The organism is Longicatena caecimuris (genome assembly GCF_018406465.1).
Lineage (GTDB): Bacteria > Bacillota_I > Bacilli_A > Erysipelotrichales > Erysipelotrichaceae > Longicatena > Longicatena caecimuris.
Genome location: NZ_AP024510.1, coordinates 302081 through 324040 on the forward strand (window position 1 = coordinate 302081; position 21960 = coordinate 324040).

At 42.4% G+C, this 21960-nt stretch carries 11 protein-coding genes, 2 rRNA genes and 1 other annotated feature; all 13 genes read left to right on the top strand.

The features are described from left to right. The first annotated feature begins 107 nt into the window (after positions 1–107). Positions 108–551, top strand: coding sequence for a 2-thiouracil desulfurase family protein (locus tag KJS44_RS01420; protein ID WP_008691273.1), 444 nt, complete (start codon positions 108–110; stop codon positions 549–551). Positions 552–650: 99 nt separating this feature from the next. Then, complete coding sequence (locus KJS44_RS01425) at positions 651–917, top strand: phosphocarrier protein HPr (RefSeq protein WP_008691274.1); 267 nt, start codon at positions 651–653, stop codon at positions 915–917. A 187-nt stretch (positions 918–1104) separates the two neighbouring features. After that, complete coding sequence (locus KJS44_RS01430) at positions 1105–2799, top strand: phospho-sugar mutase (RefSeq protein WP_008691275.1); 1695 nt, start codon at positions 1105–1107, stop codon at positions 2797–2799. Positions 2800–3363: 564 nt separating this feature from the next. Beyond that, positions 3364–5223, top strand: a complete 1860-nt coding sequence (gene glgB, locus KJS44_RS01435) for a 1,4-alpha-glucan branching protein GlgB (protein ID WP_008691277.1) — start codon at positions 3364–3366, stop codon at positions 5221–5223. A 272-nt stretch (positions 5224–5495) separates the two neighbouring features. Then, positions 5496–5915 (top strand): 50S ribosomal protein L11, encoded by a 420-nt coding sequence (gene rplK, locus KJS44_RS01440; RefSeq protein ID WP_008691278.1) that lies wholly within the window; start codon positions 5496–5498, stop codon positions 5913–5915. 22 nt (positions 5916–5937) lie between these two features. Continuing rightward, positions 5938–6624: a 50S ribosomal protein L1 gene (rplA, locus tag KJS44_RS01445; protein WP_008691279.1), complete on the top strand. Its 687-nt coding sequence runs from the start codon at positions 5938–5940 to the stop codon at positions 6622–6624. Positions 6625–6656: 32 nt separating this feature from the next. Next, positions 6657–6783, top strand: a sequence feature (ribosomal protein L10 leader region). 43 nt (positions 6784–6826) lie between these two features. Continuing rightward, on the top strand, positions 6827–7360 hold the full coding sequence (rplJ, locus tag KJS44_RS01450; protein ID WP_008691280.1) for a 50S ribosomal protein L10: 534 nt from the start codon (positions 6827–6829) through the stop codon (positions 7358–7360). Between the two features lie 38 nt (positions 7361–7398). Then, positions 7399–7773 (top strand): 50S ribosomal protein L7/L12, encoded by a 375-nt coding sequence (gene rplL, locus KJS44_RS01455; protein ID WP_008691281.1) that lies wholly within the window; start codon positions 7399–7401, stop codon positions 7771–7773. Positions 7774–7843: 70 nt separating this feature from the next. Further along, positions 7844–8440: a class I SAM-dependent methyltransferase gene (locus KJS44_RS01460; RefSeq protein ID WP_008691283.1), complete on the top strand. Its 597-nt coding sequence runs from the start codon at positions 7844–7846 to the stop codon at positions 8438–8440. A gap of 436 nt (positions 8441–8876) precedes the next feature. Then, positions 8877–13064 carry a DNA-directed RNA polymerase subunit beta gene (gene rpoB / locus KJS44_RS01465; RefSeq protein ID WP_008691284.1) on the top strand — a complete coding sequence of 1396 codons (4188 nt, stop codon included), beginning with the start codon at positions 8877–8879 and terminating at the stop codon, positions 13062–13064. A gap of 4 nt (positions 13065–13068) precedes the next feature. Beyond that, positions 13069–16944: a DNA-directed RNA polymerase subunit beta' gene (gene rpoC / locus KJS44_RS01470; RefSeq protein ID WP_008691285.1), complete on the top strand. Its 3876-nt coding sequence runs from the start codon at positions 13069–13071 to the stop codon at positions 16942–16944. 361 nt (positions 16945–17305) lie between these two features. Then, positions 17306–18843 (top strand): 16S ribosomal RNA (locus KJS44_RS01475). A gap of 215 nt (positions 18844–19058) precedes the next feature. Further along, positions 19059–21956: ribosomal RNA gene (locus tag KJS44_RS01480) — 23S ribosomal RNA — on the top strand. Together the 16S and 23S rRNA genes form the textbook arrangement of a ribosomal RNA operon. Positions 21957–21960: the final 4 nt, after the last annotated feature.

A 21960-nucleotide genomic window follows, 5' to 3' on the forward strand; every position in this document is an offset into this window, starting at 1 on the left:
ATCAAAGCACTTACTCAGAGGATTTGTTGAAATTGTTGCGTTCTTTGAAAGTATGGTATAATGATGCTACATGAGTGATCAAATCGAAAGGGAAAGGGGCAAAATGAATGAACTATGCGGTGAGTGCATGTCTTATGGGCGTGAATTGTAAATACAATGGCGGTAACAATGAAAATGCCAAAATTATAGCATTTTTAAAGGATCGTCCTCATCTTACAGTATGCCCTGAAATAGCCGGTGGTTTACCGGTTCCGCGGGCATGTTGTGAGATCGTTAACGGACGTATCTTGAATACAGATAAGGAAGATGTGACAGACGCTTTTATAAGAGGCGCTGAAAAGGAAGTACAGCGGTTGCTTGATGAAAAAGTAGATTTGGTAATCTTACAGCCAAGAAGCCCAAGCTGTGGAAAAGGGCGTATTTATGACGGTACTTTTCAAGGGAAATTAAAAGATGGTGATGGTGTTTTTGTACAGCTCTGTAAAAAGCAGGGAATTGAAGTGTGGAATTGTGACGAATTTCTTGAAAAACGAATCGGCTTTTTAAAATAATGGCGATTTCCTTTGTTTTCGTTAAAAAAAAGATTGTAAGTGGTATCAAAATGGTTTAAAATAGAGTATGTAAATAAGTTAATTTAGGAGGAATATAAAATGAAACAAATTACTGTATCTGTAATCGACCCAGTTGGTTTGCATGCACGTCCAGCTACTGTTGCTGTAAACGCTGCAAGCAAATTCAAATGTGAAGTTAACGTGTCTTTCAAAGGCCGTGAAGTAAACATGAAATCCATCATGGGTGTTATGTCACTGGGAATCCCAACACAGTCTGAAATCACAATCACTTGTAATGGTGATGATGAAGATTCTGCAATCGCTGCTATCGAAGAAGTATTGCGCGCACAGAAAATCATCGGTTAATGAAATTATGATGAAAAAGATGACAAAGGTCATCTTTTTTTTCAACTCTTTTATAAGGTAATAAAAAAGAAACATAATGCATCACAGAAATCTGTGGTAATCGCTTACATTTCGATAAAGTTTGATATAAAATGTAAATGAAGTATGCTATAATAGAAACAGCAATACAGAAAGGAAGAATGAGAAAATGTACAAAGATATTTATGAAAGATGGTTACATCATCCTAACCTAGATCCTTCTTATAAAGAAGTGCTTGAAAACATGGATGAAGAGACGATGAATGATGCTTTTTATACAACGATAGAGTTTGGAACAGCAGGAATGAGAGGCTTGTTGGGTCCTGGAACAAATCGTATTAACATTCATACGATTCGTAAAGCAAATGTGGGATTTGCTGAATATATCTGCGCACATGGCGAAGAAGCTATGAAACGCGGCATTGCGATTGGTTATGACAACCGTCATATGTCAAAAGAATTTGCTATGGATTCTGCAAGATTGTTGGCTACGTATAACATCCGTTCTTATGTGTTTGAATCCTTGCGCCCGACTCCTGAATTAAGCTTTGCAGTCAGACATTTTCAATGTTTCGGCGGTATCATGGTAACGGCTAGTCATAATCCGAAAGAATATAATGGTTATAAATTGTATGATGAAAAAGGCTGTCAGCTAGTACCGGCACTTGCTGCACAAGTTATTGATCGTGTGAATGCGGTTGCGGATGAATTGGCAATTGAGGCAAATCCAACTGCTGAACAGGAGAAACTGATTACGGTCATCGGAAAAGATGTTGATGAAGAATATTATGCTAATGTATTAAGTATCCAGTTGAATCCGGATATTCCAAAAGATGATGTGAAAATTATCTTTACCCCAGAGCATGGAACAGCCAATATTCCAGTGAAAGAGGTATATACACGTGCGGGATATCATTTTGTGGCTGTGGAAGAACAATGTACGCCAGATCCTGATTTCTCGAATACACCAACACCAAATCCTGAAGAAGCAGGTTCTTATGAAATGGCATTAGAATATGCAAAACGTGAAGATGCCGATATTATTTTGGTATGTGATCCTGATGCAGACCGTATGGGTGTCGGTGTTAAACATAATGGAGACTATAAACTATTAACAGGGAATCAAAGTGGTGCCGTTTTAATTGAGTACATCTTCTCACAATTGACAGCAAAAGGGGAAATGCCAAACAATCCTGTCATGTTTAATACCGTTGTAACCAGTGATCTTGGAGAAAAGATTGCGACAAAGTATGGTGTTGCAACAGAAAAGACATTAACCGGCTTCAAATTTATTGGTGAAAAGGTTGCGAAATATGAAAAGACAAATGAAAAGCAGTATGTATTTGGTTATGAAGAAAGTTATGGCTCTTTGATTAAACCATTCGTACGCGATAAAGATGCTCCACAGGCTTGTTTGATGCTAGCTGAAGCTGCTTGCTACTATAAAGCAAAAGGTAAGACATTAGTGGATGTATTATATGATTTGTATGCTGAATTGGGCTATTATGAAGAAAGCCAAACTTCTTTGAAATTAGAAGGACAGGCTGGAGCTGAACGCATTCAGGAAATTTTAGCTACTTTGCGTAAGAGTGAAGTAAAAGAAATCAATGCAACAAAGGTAACGCGTTTTGAGGATTACAAGGAATGTCGTATCTTAGAAAATGGTGTAGAGAGTGAATTATGTGGCTTTACGAAATCAGACGTCTTGAAATACTATTTAGAAGATGGCAGCTGGATAGCAATACGTCCAAGCGGTACAGAACCAAAATGTAAGTTCTATTATTGTATCAAAGGCACTTCCTTACAGGACGCACATGAAAAAACATTAGCTTATCAAGATGCTATGAAGAAACTGATTGGTTAATAGAACATAGCAAAGTACATTTTAATGCCCGATTCGGGAAAAAATAAGGAAGTCTTAAGACTATTGAAAAATAGTAAAGACTTCCTGTTTTAATTAGCAAAGGAGTATGAAGATTTTACTATCTGCCATGAAAAGGCAAAGTTTATGCGAGATGTCAGTGCCTAATTGTCAAGGTAACCAAAATGATCAATTGAAAGACAAAGTTTATTGAAAGATGACTTATGCACACAGTTTAACAATCTGCAATAGTTTTTTCTTAATGAAAAAGGTACTATAGGCAAAAGATAATACAAGTAAAGGGATTAAGATGATCATAAAAACGCCTCCTTTTGTTAGCTTAGGATAACTCTATATATACAATAACTTATATGGGATTAGAAGTCAACATAGATGCATAAAACTTTGATTATCAAAGGCTGAACGACAATTTTCATGATTTGTATAAAAAAACAGCAAAAAACCTTGAAACCCATTACAAATTCTTTAAAATAACAAAATTCTTGTAGGTTTTACAGGCAAAATAGAGTAAAATAAAGATATGATATAGAAACTGGAGGAGTTCTCATGAAAAATAAAATTTTAGATAATTATTATAAAGGAAATGCCATCAATGCATATGAGTTTTTTGGTGCGCATATCTGTGAAGAACGTGGGAAAAAGGGTGTTCGTTTTACGACATTTGCGCCGCATGCACAGGAAATACAGGTCATTGGAAGCTTTGATGATTGGAGCTGTAAAGGACACAAGATGCGTCGCAGTGATGATAAAGGAGTATGGACATTATTTATTGCTGGTGCTAAAGAAGGAGATATGTATAAATACCGTATCACACAGGCAACTGGCAGAGTTGTCGATAAAATGGATCCATATGCATTTTATTCAGAGTTGCGTCCGAACACAGCATCCATTGTGACAAATCTGGAATATAAAAAATGGAGCGATGGCAAATGGCTCGCAGAAAGAGATAAGAACTTTGCAAAACCAATGAATATCTATGAGTTGCATATAGGCTCATGGAAAAAGGAAGAAGATGTGGAGTGGGTAAATTATCGCAGCATAGCAAAAGAATTAATCGCTTATGTAAAAGAAAATCATTTTACTCATATTGAATTGATGCCTTTGAATGAATATCCATTCGATGGTTCTTGGGGTTATCAATGCAGCGGTTATTTCAGTGCAACGAGCCGTTATGGTACATGTGAGGATCTGATGTATCTGATTAACGCATGTCATAAAGCAAAAATTGGTGTCATTATGGACTTTGTGCCAGTACACTTTGTACGAGATGATTTCTCTTTGTCTTATTTTGATGGAACGCCTCTATATGAATATGAGAAAGCATGTGATGCAGACTCACAATGGGGAACCGCTAATTTTAATCTATGGAAAGAAGAAGTACGCTCATTCTTAATGTCAGCGGCAGCTTTCTGGATTGATAAATATCATGTCGATGGTCTTCGTATGGATGCAATCAGCAATGTCATTCACTGGCATGGCAATAAAGACTTAGGAACAAACGAAGGAGCATTGCACTTTATTAAACGAATGAATTTTAATTTACATGAAGCATTCCCTGGAATCATGCTGATAGCAGAGGATTCCAGTGATTTCCCTAAGGTTACACATCCGACGGTTGAAGGTGGTTTGGGCTTTGACTATAAATGGGATTTAGGCTGGATGAATGACACCTTGAAATATTTAGAAAAAGATCCTATTTACCGTAAATGGCATCATAATAATATTACTTTCTCAATGGCCTATTTCTATTCTGAAAGATTCTTGATGGAATTTTCTCATGATGAAGTAGTACATGGCAAGAAGACAATTGTTGATAAAATCTTTGGAACCTATGAACAAAAATTTGCGCAATTAAGAACGTTATATTTGTATATGTTTACACATCCTGGTAAAAAGCTAAACTTCATGGGAAATGAATTGGCTCATTTCCGTGAATGGGATGAAGAAAAACAGTGCGATTGGGATCTATTAAAATATCCGATGCACGACGCTTTCCATAAATACTTTGCGAAACTAGGTGAAGTATACTGTAAATCGGCTACGCTGTATGAAAAAGAATATGACTGGGAATCTTTTGAATGGATCGATGCGGATAATGCGGATGAAAATCTCTTTAGTTATATGCGAAAAGGGGAAACTAAGAATTATATCGTTCTTCTGAATTTTTCACCTAATGTATATAAGGCTCATACCTTCGGGGTTTCTGAAAGTGGAACCTATCAGGAAATTCTGAATACGGATATGGATATATATGGAGGAGAAACTACAACATTGCAGAAATATAAAACGATAAAAGAAGAATGCAATAAACGTCCTTATACCATTACAGTAGATGTGCCAAGTTTTGGCGGTGTCTTATTAGAATATAAGAGAAAAAAACCAACTGCGAAAAAACAAGTGAAATAAAGTAAGAAAGGTTCAATGCCATGATGGTATTGAACCTTTGCTATATATGGGACAAACGTTATACATTTCATAAAGAGTATCGTTTTTTAATACCTACTATCGCTTTTGGAAAAGAAGTTTAAAAAAATAAACACTTCTTCTTGCATTTCATTTCCATTCGTATTAAAATACAAGAGCGCCACATTTTGTGGTGTTTTAGAATGCGTGGGAGAAGGAGCAGCTCCTTCAATCAAACCACTGCATAAGACAACAATATATAGGAGGTGTGTCTTGTGAGTAAAAAAGTTGCAAAGATTTGTAAACTTCAGTTCCCTGCAGGAGGAGCTAGACCGGGACCAGCACTGGCATCTGCCGGAATCAACATGCCGCAGTTCTGTACAGCATTTAACGATGCTACAAAGGACCGTAATGGTGATATGGTACCAGTTATTATTACTGCATACGAAGATAAGAGCTTTGATTTCGTATTAAAAACAACTCCAGCAAGCATCATGATCAAGAAAGCTGCTGGCATCAAGAAGGCTAGTGGTGATCAGAAAGAAACCGCTGGAACAATTACAGTTGATCAGCTGCGTGAAATCGCAGAATACAAAATGCCTGACTTAAACGCAAATGATGTAGAAGCTGCTATGCGTATCGTTGCTGGTACTGCTAGAAACATGGGCGTTAAAGTTGAAGGTTATGAAGGATAAGAAAGGCGAGAGGTAAATAGATATGGCAAAAGTTGGAAAGAAATACGCTGAAGCTGCTAAGAAAATCGACCGCTCAAAGTCTTATTCGGTAGCTGAAGCTGTAAAATTAGCAAAAGAAACAAACATCGCTAAATTCGACGCATCTGTTGAAGTTAGCTTCAAATTAAATGTAGACCCACGTCATGCAGATCAGCAGATCCGTGGTGCTATGGTACTGCCTCATGGTACTGGTAAAACACAGAAAGTTTGTGTTATTACACAGGGACCTAAGGAACAGGAAGCAAAAGACGCTGGCGCAGATTTCGTTGGTGGAAAAGAATTGTTAGAAGAAATCCAGAAGGGATGGTTTGACTTCGATGTGATCGTTGCCACTCCAAACATGATGGGTGAATTAGGTAAATTAGGTCGTCTGTTAGGACCTAAGGGCTTAATGCCAAACCCTAAGACTGGTACAGTTACCATGGATGTTGCAAAAGCTGTTGAAGACATCAAAAAAGGTAAAGTAGAATACCGTGTTGATAAAGAAGGTAACATTAACCTGATGATCGGTAAAGTAAGCTTTGACGATGAGAAGTTAGTGGACAACTTCAACGCAATCTACAACACAATCGTAAAAGCACGCCCTGCTGCAGTTAAGGGTGCTTATATCAAAAACCTTGTATTAACAACAACAATGGGTCCTGGCATCCATGTAGAAATCGTTAAATAAGGTTGACAAACTGCAAAACAACGTTTAAAATATTCGATGTTATCAATATACCATAGACAGTAACGGCGTAACAGCTTAATCATGTTACCGAGGTAGAAAGCAAGTAGATAAAACTTTCACCCGTAGACTGTCCAGTTTGCGGGTGTTTTATATCACTCTTGAAAGGTATATTGTTACATATAAATCAGGAGGTGTGAAGTTCATGAACCAGGCAATCATCGATAGCAAAAAGGCAGTCATTTCTGAAATTGCTCAGAAAATGAAAGAAGCCGATTCAACCGTAGTTGTTGAATATCGTGGTCTGAGTGTTGCGGAAGTAACACAGCTGCGTAGAGATCTTCGCGCAGAAGGCGTAGAGTTCAAGGTTTACAAAAACTCTCTTGCTCAGCGTGCTGCCGAAGAAGCCGGTGCCAGTGAATTAGTAAAAGACTTGGTTGGACCAAACGCAATCGCATTTGGACCAGACGCAGTTGCCCCTGCTCGTGTATTAGCAAAATTTGCGAAAACACACGACAAGCTTGTACTGAAGAGCGGTATCGTAGAAGGTAAGGTAGTCAGTGTTGACACAATCAAAGAGTTGTCAAGTCTGCCAAACCGTGAAGGTATGTTATCAATGCTGTTAAGCTGCTTACAGTCACCAGTACGCGGATTCGCATGTGCTGTTAAAGCTGTTGCAGAAAGCAAAGAAGAAGGTGCAGCACCAGCTGCCGAAGCTACAGAAGAAGCTGCTGCTTAATTGCATGCAGACAAACTATTAACTAGGAGGAAAAGAACATGGCAAAATTAAACCAGGAAGACATCTTAGCTTACTTAGAAGAAGCTACAATCTTAGAACTGAATGAATTAGTAAAAGCAATCGAAGAAAAATTTGGCGTAACGGCTGCTGCTCCAGTTGCTGTTGCAGCTGCTGCTGATGCAGGTGCTGCTGCTGAAGGACCAAGCGAAGTAACTGTTACATTAACAGACATCGGTGGAACAAAAGTTGCTGTTATCAAGGCTGTACGTGAAATCACAGGCTTAGGTCTGGTAGACGCTAAGGGTCTGGTTGACAAAGCACCAAGCGTAATCAAAGAAAATGTTAGCCCAGAAGAAGCAGAAGAAATCAAGAAGAAATTGATGGACGCTGGAGCTAGCGTAGAAGTTAAGTAATAACTTACACATCTTGATGAACTACAAAAAGCCTTCGGGCTTTTTGTCACCTAAAAAAGGCGGGATAACGATGGATCATTATTTTACAGATAATCGTCATTTAGCAGAAAACCGGAAGGAAATATCTTTCCGGTTTTGGTGTTTTAACTATACTTTCTTAACTGATAACGGTGTCTTCTCAAAAGGCGGTGTTGATTTTGGAACACAGGTCTTCTTAAACACCCTGCTGAAAAGAGATGAACTACAGGATACGATACTTGATGTTGGCTGCGGATATGGACCAATCGGTATCATCATCAAGCATACATATCCCGATAAGCATGTGGAAATGGTCGATGTCAATCCACGTGCAATCGCCCTAGCTAAAGAAAATGCCAAGGCCAATCATGTGGATGTGCAGATTCATGAGTCCGATGTATATGCACAGGTAACTGGGAATACTTATACTGACATCCTAACCAATCCACCCATCCGGGCCGGTAAGAAGGTCATTTATGAAATCTTTGAAAAAGCTTATGATTATTTATGTGAAGGCGGTTGCTTATGGGTCGTTATTCGTAAGCAACAGGGCGCAAACAGTGCAGTGAATAAAATCAAAGAAGTGTTCGGTAATTGTGACATCATTGAAAAAGAAAAAGGCTATTGGATCTTAAAGGCAAAGAAATAAATATACGTACAGCATAACTATAGTACCACTATAACGTAGGGAGAAGTAAAGCCGATTGATATCAAGAATACCAACGATAACGTAGAAAAGTTAAGCCGGGTGATACCAAAAATACCAACGATAACGTAGAGAAGTTAAATCGGTTGATACTAGGAAATGCCAGCATGCACACTTTCACGAAATTATGAAGGAAAGCTCTTCTTTATGGAAATTGCCACCATGATGGTGCAACAATCGTTATCACATGCAATCAGTTATGAAAATATACCTTTCCATGCAGATTGCTACCCAACGGACACAAATAGCTAAAATATCGAAAAAGCATTGACAATTTGACAAACCATTGATATTATAATAAATTGCATAATACTAAAATATTAAAATGGGTTTTCATGCCCTATTTTGGTAAGAAAAACTTGTAGAAAGGATGGCGTACATGGACAAAAAACAGCCTTATCGTATTGTCGCTTCCGGTAAAAAGGCAGAGCGTCGCGATTACTCAAAAGTTAGTGGACATCTGGAACTGCCGAATCTGGTTGAAATTCAGACGGATTCTTTTGAGTGGTTCAAGAACGAAGGAATTGGAGAAGTTTTCAATGAAATCTACCCGATTCAAAACTATGGAGGAAATATCAAGCTGAAGTTCGCCGGTTATGAATTCGGTGAACCTAAATACAATGCGGAAGAATCAATGTATCGCGAATGTAATTACGCAGCACCATTGAAAGCACGCATGGAACTTGAAATAACAGATAACACAACAGGTGAAGTTATCAATAAATGGGAAGATGTCTTCCTAGGTGATTTCCCTTTAATGACCGAAACAGGTACTTTCATCATCAATGGAGCGGAACGTGTCATCGTTTCGCAGATCGTGCGTTCTCCGGGAGCGTACTTCTCTACCGGTTATGATGAAAAAACAGGTAAAGTATCGTATGCCTGTGAATTAATTCCAAGCCGCGGTACTTGGCTGGAATACATGACAGAAACGAAAAAAGCGTCTACCGGACGTGTTTTAAACATGAGCATTGACCGTAAACGTAAAATGCTTTCTTCTGTATTGTTTAAAGCTGTCGGTATGTCAATTGATTTAGATCACAGCGAAGATGCCCATGATACAACACAGATCAAGACGTTCTTAAAGGCTATGGGACGTGATGTGATCGAAGATGTTGCACAGGATGATGAAGATCGTGAATTCATGAATCTTTACCTTACATTATATGCATCTTACTTTGGTAAATACGAAGAAATTGAGAATACCCTGTTAGCCGATAAGGTTAAGACTACACAGGAAGCTTTATTGTCTATTTATGAAAACCAGCGTTCGGATGAAATACCTACCTTGGATGGTTCTATCACCTTAATGAATGCGAAGTTCTTTGATCCTCGCCGTTATGATCTAACCAAAGCCGGACGTTTTAAATTACGTAAGAAATTAAATGCCATCAACCGTATTTACGGTAATCGTTTGGCAATGGATATTTTGGCAAGTGATGGCAGTGTCTTCATGCCTAGCGGTACGATGATTCATCGTGATGAACGTAACACTTTACGTGAAGAGTTGGAAAAAGGTATGCATGTACATGCTTTCCCTTTCAATCCATTATTCAACCATCCGGATAAAGTAGAAGTTCCGGCATCTAACCATCTTGGTCTTGTTGGCCGTGTTTTGGCAGAGGATGTGGAATTGAGTGATGCTACCCTGTTTGAAGGAACCGTATTAACACAGAAGGATGTAGACGCAATCGCAAAAGAATGTGAAACCATTTCTGTACATGGCGGTATCATCGCAAAGCAGGTGGCTTTGGAAAAAGGCAATGTCAATGCAGTGTTAAACTATGGACAGCGCATGTATGCGTTAGGCCGTGTAACGGATGCACAGGGCAATGACCTGGAAAATGAAGAAGGTGACTTCTATGCAGAAGGCTATTTACCTCGTCATAAGCCAGATACCTTAAGTGCAAACGACCAGGAAGCTTTACGTAATAAAGTAAACAACGGTGAAACGGTGTATGCATGGTTGGTAGGTGCAGCCGTTCAGGAAGTGCTTGTACGTACTGGCGATGAGCAAGTAGTAAAAGTAATCGGTAATGACCCATATGCGAACAAGCATACCATTACGATTTCCGATATGTATGCATTCTATACGTATAACTTAAATGTTATGGAAGGTGTTGGAGAAACCGACGATATTGATATGTTGGGTAACCGTCGTATCCGTTCTGTTGGTGAATTGATCCAGAACCAGTTCCGTATCGGTTTAAGCCGTATGGAGCGTGTTGTTAAGGAACGTATGTCCATTGCGGAAACAGCAACCTTAACACCTAAGAAATTAACGAATATTCGTCCATTAACAGCAGCTATCAAGGAGTTTTTCTCCAGTTCTCAGCTGTCACAGTTCATGGATCAGCAGAATCCATTGGCAGAATTGACCAACAAACGTCGTATTTCTGCCTTAGGTCCAGGTGGTCTGACCAGAGATCGCGCCGGTTTTGAAGTACGTGACGTTCATAGTTCTCACTATGGTCGTATCTGTCCTATCGAAACTCCAGAAGGTCCAAACATCGGTCTGATTTCCAACCTGACTTCTTATGGTAAGATCAATGAATATGGATTTATTCAGACACCATATCGTATCGTTAAGAAAGATGGAACAGTAGAAGATGAAGCAATCTACTTATCAGCTGATGAAGAAGCAGATTATGTTATCGCGCAGGCGAATGAGGTTGTAGAAGGCCGTTTGATCAATGAAAATGTCGTTGCTCGTAAAGCGGGAGAAACCATCATCGCTAAACGTGAAGAAGTAGAATTGGCCGACGTTTCACCAAAACAGATCGTATCCGTGGCAACTGCCTGTGTACCATTCCTGGAAAATGACGATGCTTCTCGTGCCTTGATGGGTGCGAACATGCAGCGTCAGGCCGTACCTTTGTTACAGCCACATTCTCCATATGTAGGAACTGGTATCGAATATAAGATTGCCAAGGACTCTGGTGTCGGTATCGTCGCAAAAGAAAACGGTATTGTTGAATACGTCGATTCTCAGCGCATCATCGTCAGTGGTGATGATGGAGAACGTCATGAATATCGTTTGCGTAAATTCCAGCGTTCTAACAATGGTACCAACATCAACCAAAGTCCAATCGTAAAAAAAGGTGAACGCATCGATAAGGGAGATATCCTAGCCGATGGACCATCTATGGAAAAGGGTGAACTTGCCCTTGGACAAAACGTTACGATCGCCTATATGACATGGTATGGCTACAACTATGAGGATGCCATCATCATGAGTGAGCGTTTGGTACGTGATGATGTGTATACGTCAATTCATATTGAAGAATACGACATTGATTGTCGTGAAACAAAATTAGGGCCAGAAGAAATTACTCGTGACATTCCTAACGTAAGTGAAGCAGCCTGCCGTAACTTAGACAGCCGTGGTATCATCATGGTTGGTGCGGAAGTACGCGAGGGTGACATTCTGGTTGGTAAAGTAACACCAAAAGGACAGAGTGAAATCTCTCCTGAAGAAAAACTGTTATTAGCAATTTTCGGTGAGAAATCCCGTGAAGTGCGTGACAACTCCTTGAAGGTACCTCATGGCGGTGCCGGTATCGTCCATTCTATCCGCATCTTCAAAAGAAGCGAAGGACATGATCTGCCACCTGGAGTCAATGAAACCGTAAAAGTTTACATCGTTCAGAAACGTAAGATTTCTGAAGGTGATAAGATGGCCGGCCGTCATGGTAATAAAGGTGTCATCTCCAAGATCTTACCGGTTGAGGATATGCCATATATGCCAGATGGAACGCCAATTGATATCATGTTGAACCCATTCGGTGTGCCATCTCGTATGAACATCGGACAGGTTCTGGAAATCCATTTAGGATATGCCGCTAAGAAACTGGGCGTGAAATTCTCCACACCGGTATTCGATGGTATCAACAATCAGGAATTAAGCGACATCATGAAAGAAGCCGATATGACCGTAGATGGTAAACAGGTACTGTACGATGGACGTACCGGTGAACCATTCGATGAACGTATTTCTGTCGGTGTTATGTACATGATCAAACTGGCGCACATGGTTGACGATAAGCTGCATGCCCGTGCAACCGGACCTTATTCCTTAGTAACGCAGCAGCCATTAGGTGGTAAAGCACAGAATGGTGGTCAGCGATTCGGTGAGATGGAGGTTTGGGCACTGGAAGCTTATGGTGCTGCCCATACACTGCAGGAAATCTTGACGGTAAAATCTGATGATATCGTAGGACGTACTAAGACTTATGAAGCAATCATCAAAGGAAAAGATATTCCTGAACCAGGCATTCCTGAATCCTTCCGCGTATTGAAACATGAATTACAGGCATTAGCCATCGATGTGAAGATGCTGGATGAAGACGGAAATGAAGTCGATATCAACAAAGAAGAATCAAGTGAACCTGCTGCACTGCCACCAATTCCACAGGAAGAGGTTGTCAGTGAAGAGGATATCAATGATATAAATGAAGATGTTGAAGTTGAAGATGATGAAGTGCTTTTGGATGATGAAGAAAACATGGATGACTTCGACGAAGATGTATTAATTGCAGAAGATGATGAACAAGTAGAGGAGGCGTAAGTAGATGAGTGTTAATGATTTTGCCTCAATTCAGGTGAGCCTAGCATCTCCTGAAAGAATCCATGAATGGAGTCATGGTGAAGTTAAAAAACCGGAAACAATCAATTATCGTTCCCAGAAACCGGAACGTGATGGATTGTTCTGTGAACGTATTTTCGGACCTAGCAAGGACTGGGAATGTTATTGCGGTAAGTATAAGAAAGTACGTTATAAAGGTGTTGTCTGTGACCGCTGTGGTGTAGAAATCACCAAATCCAGTGTTCGTCGTGAACGTATGGGACACATTGAATTGGCTGCACCGGTAGCACACATCTGGTATTTACGCGGTATTCCTAGCCGTATGGCACTGCTGCTGGATGTAACACCAAAACAATTGGAAGAAGTAGTATATTTCGTATCCTGGATCGTAACAGATCCTAAGGATACGAATCTGGAATACAAACAGATCTTATCTGAAAAAGAATATCGTGAATATATGGCACTGTACGGTCCTGGAAGCTTTACGGCACAGACTGGTGCAGAAGCTGCTTTGACCCTGTTGAAAGAAGTTGACCTGGAATTAGAATACAAACACATTCAAGAAGCTTTGGAAAATGCGCAGGGTGAAAAACGTAAGAAATTAATCAAGCGTTTGGATACCGTAGAAGCTTTCCGTAATTCTGACAATAAGCCAGAATGGATGGTTATGACAGTAATTCCGGTAATCCCACCTGATTTAAGACCAATGCTGCAGTTAGATGGTGGACGTTTCGCGACAAGTGATCTAAATGATTTATATCGTCGTGTCATCACACGTAACAACCGTTTGAAGAAGCTATTAGAGTTGGGAACTCCTGCTATCATCGTACAAAACGAAAAACGTATGCTGCAGGAAGCAGTTGATGCTTTGATCGATAATGGTCGTCGTTCTAAACCAATTACCGGTGCCGGCGGACGTGCTTTGAAGTCTTTATCACATTCCTTAAAGGGTAAACAAGGACGTTTCCGTCAGAACCTATTAGGTAAACGTGTTGACTTCTCCGGTCGTTCTGTAATCGCCGTAGGACCAGATTTGAAGATGTATCAGTGTGGTATTCCACGTGAAATGGCAATTCAGTTGTTTAAACCATTTGTTATTAATGAAATCGTAAATCAGGAAATCGCCAGCAATCCAAAAACAGCAGAGAAACTGATTGATCGTCAGGATCCACGTATTTGGGATATCGTTGAAAAGGTAATTGATGGCTATCCTGTCTTAATGAACCGTGCCCCTACGCTGCACCGTTTAGGTATTCAGGCGTTTAAGCCAAAACTGGTAGAAGGACGTGCATTGCGTCTGCATCCATTAGTATGTACTGCCTTTAATGCCGACTTCGATGGTGACCAGATGGCTGTCCATGTACCATTGAGTGAAGAAGCAAGAGCTGAAGCCTTAGTGATGATGTTAGGTTCTAACAATATCCTAGGTCCAAAGGATGGAAAACCAATCGTTACCCCAGGTCAGGATATGGTCATGGGTAACTTCTATCTGACGATGGAAGAAACGGCTGAAGAATTCCATGATGAAGCGCAGCGCTATTTATCTGTCGATTGTCCAAAATCAGCAGCTATGTGGCAGCGTTATGGAGATAATGAAGGACATGTCTTCGGTAGCATCAATGAAATTTTGATGGCTTATGAAACAGACCAGATTCATTTACATTCTCGTATTGCCATTCCGGCAAGAGCATTAAATAAAACAAGCTTTACGGATGAACAGCAGAAACAGTATTTGCTGACAACAGTTGGTAAGGTTATCTTTAACAACATGTTCCCTAGCGACTTCCCATTCTTGAATGAGGTAAGTGCAGCCAATTTCCAGGCAACACCGGAAAAGTATTTCCTGGATATGGGAAAAGATGTAAAAGAAGCTATCCGTAATTTACCTGTAACACCTGCTTTCAAGAAGAAAGATTTAGGTAAGATCATCGGTGAGATCTTCAAACGTTACAGTACTGAAAAAACATCTGAAATCCTTGACCAGATCAAGGATATGGGATTTAAATATTCTACAGTTGCCGGTGTTACGGTATCCTTAAGTGATATCGAGGTTGCTCCTCATAAAGAAGAGCATGTGGAATATGGTAAAGCCAAAGCCGAAGAATTAAAAACCCTGCGTAAGAAAGGTAAGCTTACGATGCAGGAGTGGGAACGTCACTTAAATAAGCTGTGGGCAGATGTCAAAGATGATATCGCCGAAGAGCTGTTAGGTAACTTGCCACGTAAAAACCCAATCAACATGATGGCGCGTTCTGGTGCCCGTGGTAATACGTCAAACTTTACTCAGTTAGCTGGTATGCGTGGTCTGATGGCGAAACCATCACAGTCCAAATCAGCGAAGGGTGAATATGTACCAAGTATCATCGAGGTTCCTATCTATTCATGTTTCCGTGAAGGTCTGAATGTGTCTGAGTTCTTTATCTCAACACACGGTGTGCGTAAAGGTCTGACCGATACCGCATTGAAGACTGCCGAATCTGGATATCTGACACGTCGTTTGGTTGACGTTGCCCAGGATGTTATCGTTAAACAGGAAGACTGTGGTACAGATAAAGGGTACTGGGTAGAAGCTATCGTAGATCGCAAAACGAATACGATTATCGAATCTTTGTATGATCGTTTAGTTGGTCGTTATACAAAACAAGAAGTTACAGATCCTAAGACAGGTGAAGTCATCATTGAAAGTGATGAATTCATCACGGAGCCAATTGCGCAGCGAATTGTAGATGCTGGTGTTGAAGGCTTATATATCCGAAGCGCATTTACTTGTAAATCTATTTACGGTGTATGTAAGAAATGTTATGGTCGTAACATGGCAACCGGTAAAGATGTTGAAGTTGGCGAAGCTGTTGGTATCATGGCTGCCCAATCTATCGGTGAACCAGGTACACAGCTGACCATGCGTACTTTCCATACCGGTGGTGTAGCAAGTGCTGATGGTGGAGATATCACACAGGGTCTTCCTCGTGTCGAGGAGCTGTTTGAAGCTCGTTGTCCTAAGGGTGTAGCTGTATTAGCTCAGATTACCGGTGAAATCACATCGATTAATCAGATTGAAACAGGCTACGAAGTAGTTGTCGCAAATGATAAAGAAAGTATTACGCATAAGGTGACTTTGGTACAGGCAATTCGTCCTTGGATGAAGGTTGGTGCACATGTCGAAGCTGGTGACAAAATTACGGAAGGTCAGGTTGACCCTAAGGAATTGTTAAAGGTTGCTGGTGTACGTCAGGTTCAAAACTACATTCTAAAAGAAGTTAAGAAAGTATATGCTAGCCAGGGTATTGAAATCAGTGACAAGCATATTGAAGTTATGATTCGCCAGATGCTGCGTAAAGTAGTCGTTCTGGAAGGCAATGATACACACTTGAATCCAGGTGTGCAGGTATCCTTGACCGAAATCACGAAAATCAACCGTCAGGCATTGTTAAGCGGTAAAACACCGGCTACTTTCAAACCGGTATTGTTAGGTATTTCTAAGGCATCTGTTGAAACAGACTCCTTCTTATCGGCAGCATCTTTCCAGGAAACAACGAAAGTTCTGACGGATGCAGCAATCAAAGGTAAGAAAGATTACCTGATTGGTCTGAAAGAAAATGTTATCATCGGTAAGCTGATTCCAGCTGGAACCGGCTGCAAAGCTGATCGCCAGACAAATGAAATCATTGCGGAAAGAGCAGAAGAGTTACGCGAAGAGCGTATCGAACGTAATGCGAAACCAGATGATGATCAATTTATGGCATATGTACCTTCACCTGAGAAATTAACAAGTGAAATGGTACAGAAAATCATGGATGGTGAAGATGTATCTGATGAAGAAATTGGAATTAAACAGCCAATTCTTCCGGAATTACACGATTAACAATCCTAAAGGATATCAAGAAGGAGTTCTTACGATGTAGGAACTCCTTTTGTGATTATCAAAAGTATCCATATCAAGAGGCAAATTCGTAAAGCGATAGAAAGAATTTCTGCCTAGATCATATGGAATAGCAGATTAGTAAAAATAATCTGAAATAATCATAAAAAAGTTATTATTTTGATTGACAGGAACGATATAATTTGATATTATATACAGGCACTCAACGAGAGTGACGTCCACCAAACAGTGGATGCTATCGGTCTTTGAAAACTGAACAGGAAACGTCAATTTCAATGAAAAAGAGAAGTAATTCTCGGATAAACAAATAAAGAAAAACGTTAGTAAACGTTTTGAGCTAAATCAAATGGAGAGTTTGATCCTGGCTCAGGATGAACGCTGGCGGCATGCCTAATACATGCAAGTCGAACGAAGTCTTTAGGAAGCTTGCTTCCAAAGAGACTTAGTGGCGAACGGGTGAGTAACACGTAGGTAACCTGCCCATGTGCCCGGGATAACTGCTGGAAACGGTAGCTAAAACCGGATAGGTATGAGGGAGGCATCTTCCTCATATTAAAGCACCTTCGGGTGTGAACATGGATGGACCTGCGGCGCATTAGCTGGTTGGTGAGGTAACGGCCCACCAAGGCGATGATGCGTAGCCGACCTGAGAGGGTGAACGGCCACATTGGGACTGAGACACGGCCCAAACTCCTACGGGAGGCAGCAGTAGGGAATTTTCGTCAATGGGGGGAACCCTGAACGAGCAATGCCGCGTGTGTGAAGAAGGTCTTCGGATCGTAAAGCACTGTTGTAAGTGAAGAATGCCATATAGAGGAAATGCTATGTGGGTGACGGTAGCTTACCAGAAAGCCACGGCTAACTACGTGCCAGCAGCCGCGGTAATACGTAGGTGGCAAGCGTTATCCGGAATCATTGGGCGTAAAGGGTGCGTAGGTGGCACGATAAGTCTGAAGTAAAAGGCAACAGCTCAACTGTTGTATGCTTTGGAAACTGTCGAGCTAGAGTGCAGAAGAGGGCGATGGAATTCCATGTGTAGCGGTAAAATGCGTAGATATATGGAGGAACACCAGTGGCGAAGGCGGTCGCCTGGTCTGTAACTGACACTGATGCACGAAAGCGTGGGGAGCAAATAGGATTAGATACCCTAGTAGTCCACGCCGTAAACGATGAGAACTAAGTGTTGGAGAGATTCAGTGCTGCAGTTAACGCAATAAGTTCTCCGCCTGGGGAGTATGCACGCAAGTGTGAAACTCAAAGGAATTGACGGGGGCCCGCACAAGCGGTGGAGTATGTGGTTTAATTCGAAGCAACGCGAAGAACCTTACCAGGCCTTGACATGGATATAAATGTTCTAGAGATAGAAAGATAGCTATATATCACACAGGTGGTGCATGGTTGTCGTCAGCTCGTGTCGTGAGATGTTGGGTTAAGTCCCGCAACGAGCGCAACCCTTGTCTTCTGTTACCAGCATTAGGTTGGGGACTCAGGAGAGACTGCCGGTGACAAACCGGAGGAAGGTGGGGATGACGTCAAATCATCATGCCCCTTATGGCCTGGGCTACACACGTACTACAATGGCGCCTACAAAGAGCAGCGACACCGCGAGGTGGAGCGAATCTCATAAAGGGCGTCTCAGTTCGGATTGAAGTCTGCAACTCGACTTCATGAAGTCGGAATCGCTAGTAATCGCAGATCAGCATGCTGCGGTGAATACGTTCTCGGGCCTTGTACACACCGCCCGTCAAACCATGGGAGTTGGTAATACCCGAAGCCGGTGGCATAACCGCAAGGAGTGAGCCGTCGAAGGTAGGACCGATGACTGGGGTTAAGTCGTAACAAGGTATCCCTACGGGAACGTGGGGATGGATCACCTCCTTTCTAAGGAGAAAGTACAAAGAAGCAGATATTTCCTGTTCGGTTTTGGAAGACCGAAAGAATCTTCCAAGAGAAGTCGATCTTTGAAAACTGAATAACAGAAAAGACATAACAGAAGGTCTATAACGTAAAAGTTGTAAACAAAATAGATATTCACGAGTATAAAGTTAAACAAACAGTAATACTCAAGCAAACCGAAAGCAAAAACACGAAGAAGTGATTAAGTAAGTAAGGGCGTACGGTGGATGCCTAGGCACTTGAAACTGAAGAAGGACGCAACAAACGGCGAAACGCGACGGGGAGTGGTACGTACACAAAGATCCGTCGATATCCGAATGGGGAAACCCGTCATCTGTAATAGGATGGCATCCATGGATGAATCCATAGTCCATGAGAGAGGTACCCGGAGAACTGAAACATCTAAGTACCCGGAGGAAAAGAAAACAAAAGTGATTTCCTGAGTAGCGGCGAGCGAAAGGGAAGGAGCCCAAACCATCTCTAGAGATGGGGTTGTAGGACCACGATATGGCAAGAGGATTGTTAGGAGAACGGCATTGAAAGGCCGACCGTAGGGGGTGCAAGTCCCGTATCCGAAAACGATGTGAAGCCTAGTGGGATCCTGAGTACGGCGAGACACGAGAAATCTTGTCGGAAGCAGGCGGGACCATCCGTCAAGGCTAAATATAAACAAGTGACCGATAGCGAACCAGTACCGTGAGGGAAAGGTGAAAAGAACCGCGGGAGCGGAGTGAAAGAGAACCTGAAACCGTATGCCTACAAGAAGTCAGAGCCCGTTAAAGGGTGATGGCGTGCCTTTTGTAGAATGAACCGGCGAGTTATGTTATCGTGCGAGGTTAAGCAGGAGATGCGGAGCCGAAGCGAAAGCGAGTCTTAATAGGGCGAGAGTACGATGACATAGACCCGAAACCGTGTGATCTAGCCATGACCAGGTTGAAGTTCAGGTGAAACTGAATGGAGGACCGAACCGACCCCCGTTGAAAAGTTGGCGGATGAGTTGTGGCTAGGGGAGAAATTCCAATCGAACACGGATATAGCTGGTTCTCCCCGAAATAGCTTTAGGGCTAGCGTCGAGGCTTAGTCATGTGGAGGTAGAGCACTGAATGTACGATGGCCCCATCCCGGGGTACTGAGTATAATCAAACTCCGAATGCCATAAGATATGCCCGGCAGTCAGACCGTGGGTGATAAGGTCCATGGTCAAAAGGGAAACAGCCCAGACCGCCAGTTAAGGTCCCAAAATGCATGCTGAGTGGAAAAGGATGTGGGGATGCACAGACAACTAGGAGGTTGGCTCAGAAGCAGCCACCCTTCAAAGAGTGCGTAACAGCTCACTAGTCGAGTGACCCTGCGCCGAAAATGTACCGGGGCTAAGCATGCTACCGAAGCTGCGGATTTGTAGGAATACAAGTGGTAGGGGAGCGTTCTATGCAGCGTAGAAGCCATATCGTGAGGAGTGGTGGAGCGCATAGAAGTGAGAATGCCGGTGTGAGTAGCGAGATGTAGGTGAGAATCCTACACACCGATAGCCCAAGGATTCCAGGGGAAGGTTCGTCCGCCCTGGGTAAGTCGGGACCTAACGCGAGGCCGAAAGGCGTAGTGGATGGAAAACAGGCAGATATTCCTGTACCCGCGATGGAAATGAAGGAATGACGGAGAAGGTAAGTATGACCCACTAAATGGATTGTGGGCGAAGCGTATAGCAGGATGGCAGTGAAATGCGTCATCAGGATGTAAAGCGTGAAAGGTAAGGGAACGCCCAAGGGCAAGTACCGAAGCATATGTAGCCAGCTTCCAGGAAAAGTTTCTAGTATATTCCATAGCGGCCCGTACCAAAACCGACACAGGTGGGCAAGGAGAGGATCCTGAGGTGAGCGAGAGAACTGTTGCCAAGGAACTCGGCAAAATGACTCCGTAAGTTAGCGAGAAGGAGTGCTTATGAAAGTAAGCCGCAGTGAAGAGGCCCAAGCGACTGTTTAACTAAAACACAGCTCTCTGCAAAGTCGCAAGACGAAGTATAGGGGGTGACGCCTGCCCGGTGCTGGAAGGTTAAGAGGATTTGTCAGTAGCGATACGAAGCAATGAATTGAAGCCCCAGTGAACGGCGGCCGTAACTATAACGGTCCTAAGGTAGCGAAATTCCTTGTCAGGTAAGTTCTGACCCGCACGAAAGGCGTAACGATTTGGGCGCTGTCTCGGCAGCAGACTCGGTGAAATCTTAGTACCTGTGAAAATGCAGGTTACCCGCAACTAGACGGAAAGACCCCATGGAGCTTTACTGCAGCCTGATATTGAGTTTCGATCAGAGATGTACAGGATAGGTGGGAGACAAAGAGACATGCACGCCAGTGTATGAGGAGTCGCTGTTGGGATACCACTCTTGTCTGATTGGAATTCTAACCTGCATCCCTAAGCGGGATGAGGGACCGTGTCAGGTGGGCAGTTTGACTGGGGCGGTCGCCTCCCAAAGAGTAACGGAGGCGCCCAAAGGTACGCTCAGATTGGATGGAAATCAATCGACGAGTGCAAATGCAGAAGCGTGCTTGACTGCGAGACAAACAGGTCGAGCAGGGACGAAAGTCGGGATTAGTGATCCGGCGGTGCCGAATGGAAGGGCCGTCGCTCAACGGATAAAAGCTACCCTGGGGATAACAGGCTGATCTCGCCCAAGAGTTCACATCGACGGCGAGGTTTGGCACCTCGATGTCGGCTCATCGCATCCTGGAGCTGAATTCGGTTCCAAGGGTTGGGCTGTCCGCCCATTAAAGCGGTACGCGAGCTGGGTTCAGAACGTCGTGAGACAGTTCGGTCCCTATCTGTTGTGGGCGAAGGAGATTTGAGGAGAGCTGTCCTTAGTACGAGAGGACCGGGATGGACCTACCGCTGGTGCACCGGTTGTTCCGCCAGGAGCATAGCCGGGTAGCTAAGTAGGGAAGGGATAAGCGCTGAAAGCATCTAAGCGCGAAGCCTACTCCAAGATGAGATCTCCCATTCGCAAGAAGTAAGACCCCTTGAAGACGACGAGGTAGATAGGTCAGGGATGGAAGCATAGCGATATGTGAAGTTGACTGATACTAATAGGTCGAGGACTTAATCACAAGA

Excerpts from the sequence above, each read along its gene's own strand:
- KJS44_RS01420 (WP_008691273.1), top strand. The coding sequence starts at position 108 with ATGAACTATGCGGTGAGTGCATGTCTTATGGGCGTGAATTGTAAATAC.
- KJS44_RS01425 (WP_008691274.1), top strand. The coding sequence starts at position 651 with ATGAAACAAATTACTGTATCTGTAATCGACCCAGTTGGTTTGCATGCA.
- KJS44_RS01430 (WP_008691275.1), top strand. The coding sequence starts at position 1,105 with ATGTACAAAGATATTTATGAAAGATGGTTACATCATCCTAACCTAGAT.
- glgB (WP_008691277.1), top strand. The coding sequence starts at position 3,364 with ATGAAAAATAAAATTTTAGATAATTATTATAAAGGAAATGCCATCAAT.
- rplA (WP_008691279.1), top strand. The coding sequence starts at position 5,938 with ATGGCAAAAGTTGGAAAGAAATACGCTGAAGCTGCTAAGAAAATCGAC.
- rplJ (WP_008691280.1), top strand. The coding sequence starts at position 6,827 with ATGAACCAGGCAATCATCGATAGCAAAAAGGCAGTCATTTCTGAAATT.
- rplL (WP_008691281.1), top strand. The coding sequence starts at position 7,399 with ATGGCAAAATTAAACCAGGAAGACATCTTAGCTTACTTAGAAGAAGCT.
- KJS44_RS01460 (WP_008691283.1), top strand. The coding sequence starts at position 7,844 with ATGGATCATTATTTTACAGATAATCGTCATTTAGCAGAAAACCGGAAG.
- rpoB (WP_008691284.1), top strand. The coding sequence starts at position 8,877 with ATGGACAAAAAACAGCCTTATCGTATTGTCGCTTCCGGTAAAAAGGCA.
- rpoC (WP_008691285.1), top strand. The coding sequence starts at position 13,069 with ATGAGTGTTAATGATTTTGCCTCAATTCAGGTGAGCCTAGCATCTCCT.